General features: G+C 61.9%; 8 protein-coding genes and 1 riboswitch. Of the genes, 2 read left to right on the top strand and 6 right to left on the bottom strand.

Translation table 11 applies throughout. The annotated features are described in order from the left end of the window. Positions 1-31: 31 nt before the first annotated feature. From HMPREF2836_RS00355 to purN, 3 genes are all read right to left on the bottom strand, one after another. Positions 32-613 carry a TetR/AcrR family transcriptional regulator gene (locus tag HMPREF2836_RS00355; protein ID WP_005506809.1) on the bottom strand — a complete coding sequence of 194 codons (582 nt, stop codon included), beginning with the start codon at positions 611-613 and terminating at the stop codon, positions 32-34. Positions 614-866: 253 nt separating this feature from the next. Further along, positions 867-2,477, bottom strand: coding sequence for a bifunctional phosphoribosylaminoimidazolecarboxamide formyltransferase/IMP cyclohydrolase (purH, locus tag HMPREF2836_RS00350; protein ID WP_070628996.1), 1,611 nt, complete (start codon positions 2,475-2,477; stop codon positions 867-869). 210 nt (positions 2,478-2,687) lie between these two features. Next, positions 2,688-3,269 carry a phosphoribosylglycinamide formyltransferase gene (gene purN / locus HMPREF2836_RS00345; RefSeq protein WP_049352241.1) on the bottom strand — a complete coding sequence of 194 codons (582 nt, stop codon included), beginning with the start codon at positions 3,267-3,269 and terminating at the stop codon, positions 2,688-2,690. A 248-nt stretch (positions 3,270-3,517) separates the two neighbouring features. Between purN and HMPREF2836_RS00340 the strand changes: the two genes are divergently transcribed. After that, on the top strand, positions 3,518-4,036 hold the full coding sequence (locus tag HMPREF2836_RS00340; RefSeq protein ID WP_070628994.1) for a 4-hydroxyphenylpyruvate dioxygenase: 519 nt from the start codon (positions 3,518-3,520) through the stop codon (positions 4,034-4,036). Between the two features lie 12 nt (positions 4,037-4,048). Here HMPREF2836_RS00340 and HMPREF2836_RS00335 read toward each other — a convergent pair whose 3' ends face one another. The 3 genes from HMPREF2836_RS00335 to HMPREF2836_RS00325 all read right to left on the bottom strand — a co-directional run bounded on the left by HMPREF2836_RS00335 (position 4,049) and on the right by HMPREF2836_RS00325 (position 7,328). Continuing rightward, entirely contained in the window at positions 4,049-6,538 is a 2,490-nt protein-coding gene (locus HMPREF2836_RS00335) for a cell division protein PerM (RefSeq protein WP_070628992.1), read from the bottom strand. A 117-nt stretch (positions 6,539-6,655) separates the two neighbouring features. Further along, entirely contained in the window at positions 6,656-7,090 is a 435-nt protein-coding gene (locus tag HMPREF2836_RS00330; RefSeq protein WP_049341485.1) for a PIN domain-containing protein, read from the bottom strand. Between the two features lie 10 nt (positions 7,091-7,100). Beyond that, the gene (locus HMPREF2836_RS00325) at positions 7,101-7,328 is read right to left on the bottom strand and encodes a hypothetical protein (protein WP_049327886.1); all 228 of its coding nucleotides are present in this window, start codon (positions 7,326-7,328) and stop codon (positions 7,101-7,103) included. 35 nt (positions 7,329-7,363) lie between these two features. Beyond that, positions 7,364-7,498, bottom strand: a riboswitch (SAM riboswitch). 242 nt (positions 7,499-7,740) lie between these two features. Here HMPREF2836_RS00325 and HMPREF2836_RS00320 point away from each other — a divergent pair. Next, positions 7,741-11,907, top strand: coding sequence for a DEAD/DEAH box helicase (locus HMPREF2836_RS00320; RefSeq protein WP_070628990.1), 4,167 nt, complete (start codon positions 7,741-7,743; stop codon positions 11,905-11,907). The last annotated feature ends 200 nt before the right edge of the window (positions 11,908-12,107 follow it).

Genomic DNA, 12,107 nt, shown 5'->3' with positions numbered 1-12,107 from the left:
GATTGGCGGCGGTTAAGCGGGTCTACAAACCCTACGCCTGACGCAGGATAGCGGAAGCATACTCCAGGTACGCCTCGCGAGCGCTCTCCTTCTTACCGCCAGCGACCAGCTGGGTCTGCACCACGTAACCGGTCAGCACCGACAGCACCGCGGCACCGATAACGGTCAGCCACTCTTCAAGCTCTTCTTCGGTGAAGTCCAGCTCAGCGGCACCCCAGGCGCGGTAGCGTTCCAGGGACTGATCGCGCAGGTAGCTCAGCTGTTCAGACACCACGGTCGCCAGCTGCGGCATTGCCACAGCCTCGCCCCAGGTGACGAGCAGGTGACGGCGAATCTTGGGGGTGTCCAGCACCTTCAGGCACCCGAACACGTAGTCCCAGGGCTGTTCGGCGCGGATGCGGTCGAAGGGCGCCATGTCCATGCGGGCTGCCGCCAGGATAATCTCATCCTTGGAAGAGAAGTGGTTATAGATCGCTCCAGCAGACAGGCCGGTGGCCGCAATAATGTCGCTCATCGAAGCCTTCTGATAACCGTGCTTGATGAAGCATTCGCGGGCGGTCTCTACAATCTGAGAACGCCTGTTCTTTTTGTATTCTTCGCTGACTTTAGGCACAACCTAATCCTAGCGAACTTTTAGCCAATCCGTGCGCATCCGGGTCACCCTTGACGCGCCCTCACGCGCAAATTCGGCGCAAAATAGAGCAAAAATTCTATAAATACGGCTGCCCACAATACGGATGCCCTACGGGCGCCCTAGGTAGCAAGCACGAAAAAGCGGGGCACCCCGGGGTCACCTCAGAAGGTTCACCACGGAATGCCCCGCTCACGGCAGGCAGCTCAGCACGCGCTGAGCCCGCTACGAATTTTTAGTGGAAGAAGTGGCGGGTACCGGTCAGGTACATGGTTACGCCAGCAGCCTTAGCCGCCTCGATAACTTCCTCGTCGCGGATCGAACCGCCCGGGTGCACAACAGCACGCACACCGGCGTCCAGCAGCACCTGCAGGCCGTCAGCGAAGGGGAAGAACGCGTCGGATGCGGCAACCGCACCGCGGGCACGCTCGTTACCTTCGCCGCCGAGAGTGTTCGCACGCTCCACCGAGAGCTTGCAGGAGTCCACGCGGTTCACCTGGCCCATGCCGATGCCCACGGCGGCACCGTTATCGGCAAGCAGAATAGCGTTGGACTTGGGCGAACGCAGCGCACGCCACGCGAACTCGAGGTCGCGCAGGGTTGCCTCGTCAGCTGCCTCACCGGCAACCAGAGTCCAGTTCTTCGGGTCGTCACCCTCAGCCTGCAGGCGGTCAGCCTCCTGGAAGAGTGCGCCACCGGAAATGGGGCGGTACTCGATAGCCTCACGGGCAAAGTCCTCGGGCAGAACCAGCAGGCGCAGGTTCTTCTTCTCGCGCAGAATCTCCAGCGCCTCGGGCTCGAAGCCGGGAGCCACAATCACCTCGGTGAAGATGCCCTTGACGGTCTGAGCCATAGCGGCGGTCACCGGGCGGTTAGCGGCAATCACGCCACCGTATGCGGACAGCGGGTCGCAAGCGTGTGCCTTCGCGTGAGCATCCGCAATCGGGTCAGCCGCACCGGGGGTTGCCACAGCAATACCGCAGGGGTTGTTGTGCTTGATAACGGCAACAGCCGGCTCGTCAAAGTCGTAAGCGGCACGCAGAGCGGCGTCAGCATCAACGTAGTTGTTGTAGCTCATCGCCTTACCGTGCAGCTGCTCCGCCTGAGCAATGCCGGGGGCAGCGGCGGGGTCAACGTACAGGGCGGCACGCTGGTGCGGGTTCTCGCCGTAACGCAGGGTCTCGCTGCGCTCGAAGCCCAGGCCAGCGTACGGGGGCCAGAAGTTAGCGTCCTCATCCTGCAGGAACTGGGATGCGGTCCAGGTAGCCACAGCGGTGTCGTATGCGGCGGTGTGGGCGAATGCGCCAGCGGCAAGGCGGCGGCGCTCATCCAGGGAGAAGCCACCGTTCTTAGCGGCCTCAACGGTGCGCGCGTAGTCGGCGGGGTCCACAACAATTGCGACGGCGTCGTGGTTCTTCGCGGCAGCGCGAACCATGGAGGGGCCACCAATGTCGATCTTCTCGATGATGGCGTCCTGATCGGCACCGGATGCGACGGTCTCAACGAAGGGGTACAGGTTCACAACCACCAGGTCGAACGCCTCAACGTCCAGCTCTTCAAGGGTGTCGATGTGCTCCTGCTTGCGGCGGTCAGCCAGAATACCGGCGTGGATGCGCGGGTGCAGGGTCTTCACGCGGCCTTCGAGGCACTCGGGGAAACCGGTCACTTCGGTGACCTCGGTGACGGGTACGCCTGCTGCCGCGATGGTGGATGCAGTGGAGCCGGTGGAGACCAGCGCGACGCCAGCCTCGTGCAGGCCGCGGGCGAACTCCTCCAGACCGGTCTTGTCGTAGACGGAAATGAGGGCGCGGCGCAGGGGCACGCGATCGAGCTCAATGAGAGACACAAATACTCCGATGCTTTAGACGTGCACGCCGGTTCTCGGCGGCACAGCTGGTGGATGGACGTAGCCTGCCCGGATAGACAGGATATGTGTGGGGTATTCCCCGCCGCTGTGCACCTTCCCCTCAGGGGTACTCGGGTGCCACAACGGAACGTGTGTGGGCGGCGGGGTGTGAGCTCGGCTCATTCCGCCGCAAAAATCTAGTGGGCGGAATTAGCTGTCGGATGCAGCGCCGTCAGATGCAGTGCCGTGAGATTCAGCCAGGGATGCGATGGTCTGCACGAGCAGGCGGCGCTCCTGCACCTTAATGCGTTCGTGCAGGGTTTCTTCGGTGTCGTCATCCAGAACGGGCACTGCCGCCTGGGCGAGGATGGGGCCGGTGTCAACGCCCGCATCCACAAAGTGGACGGTCAGGCCGGTAATCTTCACACCGTGCGCTAGGGCGTCACGCACGCCGTGCGCACCCGGGAAGGAGGGCAGCAGGGCGGGGTGGGTGTTAATAATGCGGTTTTTGAAACGCTCGACCAGCTGCGCGTCAACAATGCGCATGAAGCCGGCGAACACAATGTAATCGGGGTTGTAGGAAGCGATCTTTTCTTCCAGCGCGCGGTTCCAGGAGGGGCGGTCGGCGTAGTCGCCGGGCTGCACCAGGAAGGTGGGTACACCCGCCGCCTGGGCACGTTCAATGCCCAGACAGGGCTTGTCGGCGCCCACTGCCGCAATGTCGAGGGGAAGCTCGCCCGCCGCTACGGCGTCGAGGATGGACTGAAGATTCGTTCCGGAGCCGGATACCATAACCACAATTCGCACCCGACTAGTATAACCCGTCTCACACCCTTATCCAAAGGGGGTAAGAGGTTCACAACACGCCTAAAGCCCAAAGGCGAGCACAAAGAAACCCCGGCGGGACGAATCCTCACTGGGGTTCACTGGAGTTCATAGGGCTTCACCGGGGTTTGCTGGGCGCAAACTCAACAGGTCGCGAACTCAATAGGCCACATACTCAATAGGTCGAGGGCAGACGGGGCGGTACCCTTATAGGTATGTCTACTCCCCCGCAGAACACTCCAAACAACGCACCGCAGCAGGCACCGCAGAACATGATGCCGCAGCCTCGGGGACCTCAGGGCAAGAAGCCGCGCAAGCCCATCGACCCCATCGAACAGCAGAAAGCGAATATTCGCACCTCGCTCATGCTGATTGTTGCCGCGCTGGTGATTTTTGCGGCGTCTTCCTTCGTGCTTTCCACGATGCCGCTTTTCTTGGCGCTCTTCCTCTTCGCGCTCGCCGGCATTACCCTGAGCATTATTGCGATTGTGCGCACCGCAATCTACCGCGGCCCCTGGTTCTTCTACATTGCCGCAGGCGTCAGCATTATCTACGGCGCTATGACCCTGCTCGGTGGCATTGGCCTCGCCTTCATGCCCGGCGCGCAGGAGTACCGTGAGTGCCGCGCCGCCGCGCTGACTCAGACCGACATGTCCACCTGCGACGAGAAGTTCCAGGGCACGATGGACAAGCTCACCGGCACGTCCAACTCTAGCTCTTCTGCAGCTCGTTAGGGGTTCTGCGCGCTAGTTCTTCTTGCGGGCGTTAGAACCCTGCGCATTAGAGCCCTGGGACTTCGAGGAGCTGACATCCAGCGGGGGCAGCTCCACGGTAGACGCCTCATCGGTCACCAGCGGAAGGATGCCGGTCTGGCTACGAACCTCAAAGATGCGGCTCATCGCCTGATCAGCAGAGAGGACATCCAGCTCGCGATCCACAAAATCACGTTCTAGGTCGTTCTTCCGCTTCTTGCGTGCCGCCTTAGCCGCCTTCTTCGCCTCGCGCTTCTGCGCACGCTCAAGCGCACGGTCGCTAGTACGATCATCGCCGGCGCGGTCCTGCGCGGCAGATTCAGCATGGGCGGCATCAGCCGAGTTATCCTGCACTGATTCATCCTGCGCTGCGGCAGGCTGTTCAATACCAAAGCCGAAGTACGCCATAATGCGGCTCGCGCGGCCCTTCGAACGCGGCGCCTGCTCTGCGGGCTCTTCAACAGCGTTCTCACGCTCAGCAGCCACAGGTTCGGCAGCCTCGTAGACGGGCTCCTGAATCAGCTCGCGAGTCTCCTCCTCGGAGGGGTCATGAGCGTACACGGCGGGGTTATAGGTGCTGTGTTCGTATGCAGTGTGCTCGTTGGAGGCAGGCTCAACAGATGCTTCGATACTCTCGTAATCCTCAGCCTGTGCAGAGTGCAGGTAATCGACCTGCTGAACGGCCTCAATCGGCTCGTACTGCTCAGCGGGGCTCTCTTCAGCAGTAGCCTCTTCGGAGGTGGGCTCTTCAGCCACCTCTTCGCGCTCTTCAACGATGTCTGCGAAAGCGTCCGCCGCCGCACGTTGCGCCAGCTGTTCGGTCGCCTCCACGGGGACGGCAACCACCGGCTCCTGCGGATGCACCGGCACGTGACCGGTCGCCACCTCAGATACAACAGACTGCTCAGGCTCAGAGACATTCTTCTCAGAAGCCTTCTTAGAGGCAGCCGCGCGTGCCGTCTCTTCCGCCTCGTGCTCAGCTGCTTCACGCTCTGCAGCCTCACGAGCGGCGACTTCCTCAGCTTCACGCTCAGCCGCCTCACGTGCCGCAGCTTCCTCAGCCTCACGCTGTGCACGTTCCGCACGCTCCTGGGCACGCTGCTCACGACGCTCCGCAAAACGCTCACGGCCCTGTGCAAAACGCTCACGGGCCGAAGCAGTAAAACTCATCAGACGCTCACCCAGGTTCGGGCGCTCATCCGCAAAACGAGGCAGCTCACGGCTACTATCCGGCACCAGGGCACGGCTCAGCAACATACCGAAAGTCACGCCGGCACCCACCGTCAACGCGGTATGCGCCGCAAAAGTCAGCGGCTCAGCACCAACCTCCGTAAAACGACCAATGCCCAGAGAACCGTACGAAATCCAGCCCAGCCACAGGGCACCAAACGACGTCATAATACCGGTCATCACACCCAGCACCACTGCAGAAATCAGCGCAGACAGCGGGCGGAACGGAACCTTCAGAGCAACCCACTCATCCAGGTGATCCTCACCCTCACGCAAGAACCACCAGCCAGCAATCGCACCGGCAACCAGTGGCACCAGCAAACCCACCAGACCAAATGTGCCCAACGACTCGGGCACAGCGCCCAAAATCGGAAGCATCGGCAAAGTACCAGCATCGCTACTGGTCAAACCAACCGAGGTGCCCGCACCAAAGGAGAAACCGGCACCGGTCGACCACGCAATCGCGTAGATTACCAGGTTCGGCAAGAAACCCAGCTGCAGCAGAGTCACCGCAGTATCACCCACAGCGCCCGCGTGCAGCTCCTGGTAGGTGGCAACGATCTGCGACCAGCCCGCCAAAATACCGATACCCAAAAGCACCGCACCCAGACCAATCAGCGCCACAAAAGCAACCACCGCAGCACGCACCACAGCCCACGCGTACGAACCCGCCCAACGCGAATACTGACTCATCTGCGAAATCTGCTCCGCAGTATCAACACCCACCATGCGCGAGAGCGAACGCGCCTCACGGTAGCCACCCCACATCAGACCAGCCACCACAATACCCAAAGGCACCAGGGCAGCATTCAACGCCTGAAGAGGCTGAGGATGCGGACTCGCCCAACCGTACATCGCCGAACTAATCAGCGCATAGGTCACCGAACCGGACAGCACCGGAATCAAAAACTCACCCTCATACGAGGCACGCGCCAAGCGACGACCCGAACGATAACAGAGCAGCAGCGGCAGAATACTCAAACCCAGCGGCACCAGCGTCATCGTGCCGGCAGAAGCACCAAAAGCAGCCGCAAGATCCAGGGGAACACCGTGAATCAGAAGCCACAGGTGCGCCGACATGGCGGCCACGGAGGAGAACTCCATGTCGCCAAAACCCTTGGTCGCCCACACGGCAGACATCGCCGCAAACACGGCAACAGCAGAGAACAGGGCAGTAACAATTAGCTCAACAACACCCTGAAGCCACAGAGGCATGGGCATGGAATAACGCGAGATAGGTGAGGTGCTTTTCATCGTCCTTCAATCATGCCACGAATTAACGACGAAACCCGCCTCCGATTAACACTCGAAAGCGGGTTCTCACAACTATTCACACAGGGATGCACGCGAGGACGCGCATCCGGCAAAGTTTTAATCCTCAGTCCACGGGTTGGAAGCCTGAACACCCCAGGCGCGGTACACCTGAGCCTTAGAAGAAATCAGCTCCAAATCATAGGCACTCGCGCTCGCCGCCATCAGACCCTCCAGGGCGGCGGTAGGCAGCGGACCGGCATCATCACGACCCACGGCATGCACGCCGCGCGGCGCCTGACGGCCCGCCCACTCGAGGCTAACGCGCGCATCCACATTAATAACGTGGTCACCAAAGCGCTCAAGAAGTTCGGTAATCCAGCGATCAGTTTCCGGGTAGGGGTACAGGCCCTTCAGCTCGCCAATGCTCAGCACAGAAATGTACATGTGCCGGAACGAGCGGCGGCGCAGAAAAGCGACCACGGCGGGGTCTGGATCCGCCTTACGGATCTCCGCAAGAACGTCGGAGTCCAGGAGCATACCGGAGAAATTCATACCCCTAATGCTACGCTACGCGCAGACCGGCATACTCAATAGCGGGGATGCCCTCGGGGTTCGGCAGAAGAAGGAAGTTCAGGAACTCGTCGCGCTTAGAAGAAATGCGGGAGTAATCGTCAATGCTGACTGCGGTGTATCCGCCTCGCGCGGGGACAGCTGCGGCACGCAGGCTTTCCTGGTAGGAGCGGGAGGGGTTCAGAGAGATTGCTGCTTGGGTTGCAGAGCCGTTGTACATGTGACAACCTGCGCCGTGAGTGGCGCAATCCTTTCGCGTTGCTCTTGTCTGTACCAATTACCACCGGTTATTCCGGTGGTGAATACAAACCGCTTCGTCATCCGAGCCACCCGTGAACATGGGGTTGGCGTTCGACCATAGTCGGAGCTTATCAGTCGAAACTCTTGAAGCTGGGTTTAGCTTACAGCATTTTCTCAAGTTAAGTAAAGCGTTTTTTGAAAGAGATTTAGATTATTAGCATTTTGGCTTGTGGGAACGTTTTAAATGGCGTGAATTTTTGATACTGCGCGGAATATCTTATGTGAATACCGGTGTTTTTATGCGTTAAAAACTCCCCCACCACAAATACGAAATACACCCCAAACCACCGCTCAATAGTCGCCCCAGCAACCAGCCCGGCAGCCGCCCGCAAATGACCGGCGACAAGACGCAAACCGGCACGATACGCGATAATGAGCTGGTGAGCGCCAACAACCCCTTCCCCGAAATTCCCATCACCGTACCGCAGATTATTCGCCAGGCCGGGCACCGCACCTACCAGCGCGGTGTCGCCTACCAGCGCAACCGCGAAGTCATCCGCTACAGCTACGACGAAGACGAGCGAACCCTCACCGGGCTCGTCAACGGAAGCACCATCATCCCCTACGAAGTGACCATTCGCTTCTTCCCCGCCGTCAGCGGCTCCGCAACCTTCACCGCCCGCTGCACCTGCCCCGTGCTCACCGACTGCAAGCACGCCGTAGCGCTCATGCTCACCGCGCTCGACCGCGCCTCCGTAGCGAAAAAGGCACTCAGCGAACACCCCGGACCGGTCGGCGTACCCGGTGCCGTAACGAAGGCTACCGCTGCGAAGGGTGCGACAGACGCAAAGGGATCAGCAATAAAGGAATCCACAGATTCAAAGAGCGCGGACGTTGCGGAGGCGAAGAAGTCCGCCGACCCGCTCGCGGCGCTACGCGCCTCCGGTGCACTCACCACCGCGGCGAACCTACCCGCACCTGACGCGGAGACTGTCGAGCCCGAAAACCCTCAGGGAAGCTTTGCGCTCAACGAGCTAGGCTCTTCCCCCACCGTGCTCGATGGTTCCACCTCCAAGATTTCTGCCTGGCGGCGCGACCTCTCCTCCGTTCTTTCCGCACGTCAGGACCTTGCGGGCATTGATTCGATGCGCGTGAGCGGCGCCCTGGATTTCTCGCTGAGCGTCTCCGGATCCTACGCACGCGGCCGCAATATGCCCGGCGCAACCCCCAACATTAACCTGCTCGCCCGCCCGCTCATGGCGTCCAAAACTGGGCGCTGGATCAAGGGCGGCCTCAGCTGGGAAACCTTCGCCTCCAGCGTTGGCGGGCCCGTCGGACGGCACGAAATCTACCCCGAACACGAACGATTCTTCGCCGAGCTCTACTCGATTGCCCGCCCCTGGCAGAACATGTATTCCTCGCACCGCGACTGGATTTCGATTAGCGCATCTGCCTCCACTCTGCTCTGGGATGTACTCGCCCGCGCGGAGGATATTGGCCTGCCCCTGCTGATCAACGGTCGCGAGGTGAACTACGCCGTGCTGAGCCCGGCACAGGTGCGCCTGCACGCCAGCGCTGAGAAGCACGCAGAAGGCGCCGGCCTGCAACTTCAAGCCGCGCTCAGTTGGGAAGGACGCGAAGGCGAGCTGCTACGCCAGCTCTGGCTGCCCGCCGCGCACTGCCACCCCATCGGCACCCCGCGCACCGGCTTCTTTGCCCTGGGCGGGCTCGCCCAGCAGGAGTACGAGCAGGCGGCAAAGGCGGTGCACTGGAAGACCGCGCGCCCCGGCGCACTGGACGAAGTGGGCCGCGAATCTTTCGTGCAAAAGGACGCGCAGGAGGCGCCTACTGAGCCCTCTACCCCGACCATTAACCCGGCACAGGATGAACGGGCGCAGGGTGAACGGGTGCGCTACTCCCCCGCCGTACCCGAACTGCCCGAGGGCGTGGAGCTGGCGCTCATCCCCCTGGTCGAGCCGCTCGATGCCGCCTCCGAATCGCTCATTAGCGCCGGAACCGTGCACATTCCCGCCGCGGAACGCGCCACGTTCCAGACGGAGTACCTGCCCGCGCTCAGCCGCTCCATTCCCTCGCTGACCCCCGATCCGGCGCTGGCGCTACCGCGCGTGAAGCCGCCGCATCTGGTGCTTGAAATCAGCTTTGACGAGCAGGTACGCCACGATGCGCAGCTGAGCTGGCGTTGGGAGTACCCGCTGAACCCCTTCGCGGAGGACAGCACAGAGGAGGCGAGCGCGCAGGATTCTGCGGGTGCCTCCGAGGTGCAGTCCCTGCCCGTTTTCGGCTACCCCGGTGAAGAGGGCGGCGAGGTTCGCGATGAGCGTTTTGAGGCGCGCGTACTGCGTTCGGTGCGCACAATTCTTGCCGCCCACCCGGCGCTTTCCGGGCTGGAGGAGCGCCGCATCGAAGGCTGGGAGACCCGCGAGCTGCTCAGCGCGATTCTGCCGAAGCTTCGCCGTGTTTCCGCTGTTCAGGTGCGTTTTAACGGCACCCCACCGGAGTTCGTGGAGGCAACCGACGCACTCATTGAAATCACCGTGAGCGAGGGCAATTCTCGTGACTGGTTCGGCCTGGGCATTGCGGTGAAGGTCAATAATTGGACCGTGCCGTTCGCACAGATTTTTGAGGCACTCGATCGCGGGGCAGACCGTATTCTGCTCGGTAACGGTACCTATTTTTCGCTGCGTCGACCCGAGTTTAAGACCCTGCGCACCCTCATTGCGGAGGCTCGCGAGCTCGACGACGCGGGCGGCGATCTGCGCATTAACCGGCACCAGGCGGGGCTGTTCTCTGAGCTGGAGTCGTTGGCGGCGAGCGTGCATACGACCGCGCGGTGGGATGCTCAGGTGCGTTCGCTACTGGAGCTGGTTGAGGGCCTGGAGGATGCCGAAGAGAGCACCGAAAAGGACTCTGAAAAGACCTCTGACAAGGGAACTCAGGATTCCCCCGCGCTCCAGAAGACCTCTCGCAAGAAGACTTCCCGCCAGATTATTCCGAGCTGCCCGGTACCCATCGGCCTGCAGGCGACCCTACGCCCCTACCAGGTGGAGGGTTTCCAGTGGCTGTCGTTCCTGTACGAGCAGCGTCTGGGCGGTATTCTCGCCGACGATATGGGTCTGGGTAAGACCGTGCAGGCTCTCGCCCTGCTCGCCCACGCGATTGAGGAGCACCGCGCCGCCTCCGAGCGTGCCGCCGAGCGCGGTGAGAGCATTGAGCCGTTCGCACCCTTCCTCGTGGTTGCGCCAACCTCCGTGATTACCAACTGGGCGGCGGAGACGGAACGCTTCCTGCCCGAGGCGAAGGTCGTGACCATCACCGAAACCACCGCCGGTAAGACCCCACTTGCCGAGCGCATCGCAGGGGCGCACCTGGTGCTGACCAGCTACACGTTGTTGCGCATGGACGAGGACGCTTACACCGACTACGCCCGCACGCTGGGCTGTACTGTGGATGACCTCACGGGCGAACTGTCCGCCCCCGAAGGCTGGGGTGCGCTCCTGCTGGACGAGGCGCAATTCGTCAAAAACACCGGCACCCGCGCCTGGTCCATCGCCCGCGCAATGCCCGCCCGCACCAAGATTGCGATGACCGGCACGCCCATTGAGAACAACCTCATGGAGCTGTGGGCACTGTTGGCGATTGTGGCGGACGGCCTGTTCCCCTCCGCCCGCGCGTTCCGTGACCTGTACGCCCGCCCAGCGGAGTCCGGTGAGGACCCGGCGCACGCCGCGGCGACGGCTGCTCGTCTGCGCCGGCGCATCCGCCCGCTCATGCTACGCCGCACCAAGGAGCTGGTGGCGGTGGAGCTTCCGGCGAAGAACGATACGCGCGTGAACCTGCCGCTGGCTCCCGGTCACCGCCGCATCTATGACACGCATCTGCAGCGTGAACGTCAGAAGGTGCTGGGTCTACTGGAGGATATGGACAAGAACCGATTCACGATCTTCCAGTCGCTGACCCTGCTGCGCCGTCTGGCGCTTGATGCCGCGCTGATTGACCCGGAAGCCTACGCCGGGGTGTCGTCGGTCAAGCGCGACTACCTGGTTCAGCAGCTACCCGACCTGCTCGAGAAGGGCCACCGTGTGCTGGTGTTCAGCCAGTTCACCGGCTACCTCAAGAGCATTTCCGCACGCCTGGCGGAGGAAGGCATCGGCCACCTGTACCTGGACGGTTCGACCCGCAACCGCGCAGAGGTCATCGAGGCGTTCACGAGCGGTCAGGAGCCGGTGTTCCTCATTTCGCTTAAGGCTGGCGGTTTCGGCCTGAACCTGACCGAGGCGGACCACGTGTTCATCATGGATCCGTGGTGGAACCCCGCCGCCGAGCAGCAGGCGGTGGACCGTATTCACCGCATCGGCCAGGACAAGGAGGTGCACGTCTACCGTCTGGTTGCCGAGGGCACCATTGAGGAGAAGGTCATGCAGCTCAAGGAGTCGAAGGCCGCGCTCTTCGATGCGGTGGTCGGTGAGGGCGAGTTCGCCTCCGCGGCGGTGACGGCTGAGGATGTGCGTGAGCTCTTTGCGCCGGCTGTCGAGCGGTAGCCGCCCTCCAATCTGAGCGATAGCCACCTTCCAGACTGAGCGGTAGACTTCGGGTCTGCTGATATGCCTGACGCCCGTCATTTTTCGTTACTTGGTTACGCCTCGGGCTAGATTCACGCCCGATTCTGCTGTGGCCCTTCTCAACGGGGGCTCTGAGGCGTAACCTGGTACGACTACTTACGGAGGCGCCGCCTCCCCAC

This window comes from Rothia sp. HMSC065C12, assembly GCF_001812085.1.
GTDB classification, from domain to species: Bacteria; Actinomycetota; Actinomycetes; order Actinomycetales; family Micrococcaceae; genus Rothia; species Rothia mucilaginosa.
Note: the sequence above shows the minus strand (reverse complement) of the source record. Positions and strands in the feature narration are given on the sequence as shown.